The sequence below is a fragment of the Streptomyces sp. NPDC004031 genome (assembly GCF_053604375.1).
On sequence record NZ_JBSGHL010000161.1, the window covers coordinates 1 to 1428 of the forward strand.

A 1428-nucleotide genomic window follows, 5' to 3' on the forward strand; every position below is an offset into this window, starting at 1 on the left:
CTTGACTTTTGCTGCGATAGTCTCCCTCGATATCAGTGAGCGTAACATGCTGATTTTTTATGTTAAGTAAATTGTCGAAAAATGCATCTTGCTCGGCGTGCCCCTTCGATCCGCTCTCGTACGTTTTCGGATTTCCATTTCCTATGATAATAGTGGCGCGGACGTGATTCAAATGATCTTTCTCCAACCCCGTTGGATCGGTCCACCTAAATAAATTTGGGGCAAACTGATATGGATTTACCCCGCCCGCAAGTCCGATTGGGTCTTGGCTGACAAAAAATCCGATATCTGGATCGAAATATCGATATCGGTTGTAGTGCAATCCTGACTCTTTGTCGAAAATTTGCCCCTGCAATCTAATCGGTTGCTCGACGACATCTGTTTTGATATCGATAACTTTTCCGAGCGATCCATAGCGAGCCTCCCACACCAATAGGCCAGAATGATCAAGCATTCTCACGGGGGTGCCATTTAAATCATTATCGAAGAAGAATGAAATATTTTTCAGGTGTGCCGAGGTGTCGAATATTTTCCCGGAACTGTGGTACGAATCCGCATCTGCGGAACTGGGGTCGCTTTGTTGATGGTGATTCCCGTATAAGGCGACCAGAGCCTGGAAGGTTTCGGGATAATAAACCAACTCGCGCTCTTGGTGGATCGATTGCTTCGATTGCATATGATTGCCCTGCGATTTTTCGTCGATACCGGAAACGGATTCAATAATCATTGTTGCGGCATCCCAGAAGTAGCGGCACTCATATGATGGCGTTTCGGTATTTTTTTTGATTGATCTCGATTGATGTCGTCCATGTTTTGCGTGCACGATCTTACGCGTACGTCGGTGTAGTGCATCATATTCATATAATGTGCGGCACTCAGTCTCCGGCAGTGACGTTGGCGATGTCGACTCAGTTTCTATCAATTGACCTGAAACATTCCAGTGCAAAACTAGATCCTGATTGGCTCCTTGTTTGTGAGTCAGATTGCCGGCGCGATCATACGTATAGAAAAAATCGCCATACTCACCTTCTCGGACCCAGGTATCGATGTGTGGATCCTGGCCGAATACACCGTGCTGCGGATCAAGACGAATTCGTGTTTTCATCAAATTACCTGCCGGGTCGTATAGAAAACGTTGTAATTTCCCCGCAGGTTCGATATGCCCAATCAGTCGGCCCATCGGATCGTATTGATACCGATCGGTACCTAAACGAGAGTCGCGTTTTTCAAGAAGTTCGCCATTGGTGTCATGTGTGTATTCGTTAAAGGACAACACGCCAGCATCGGAGTGCAAGGACTGCCTTGCCAGCAATCCTTCCGACGTGTACGACAACTCCCGGCGCAATTCGGGTCCCAGTTGTTCGAAGCGAATTCTGCCAAGAGCATCTCGGTCAAACACAATCGGTTCTGCGTCGTCGATTTGAATGG

1 protein-coding gene is annotated in these 1428 nt (G+C 47.3%); it reads right to left on the minus strand.

Annotated features, from left to right (window positions below; all coding sequences use genetic code 11):
* Window positions 1–1428, minus strand: a 1428-nt coding sequence (locus tag ACWERV_RS36825; RefSeq protein WP_452941259.1) for an RHS repeat domain-containing protein, incomplete at both ends; no start/stop codon positions are given.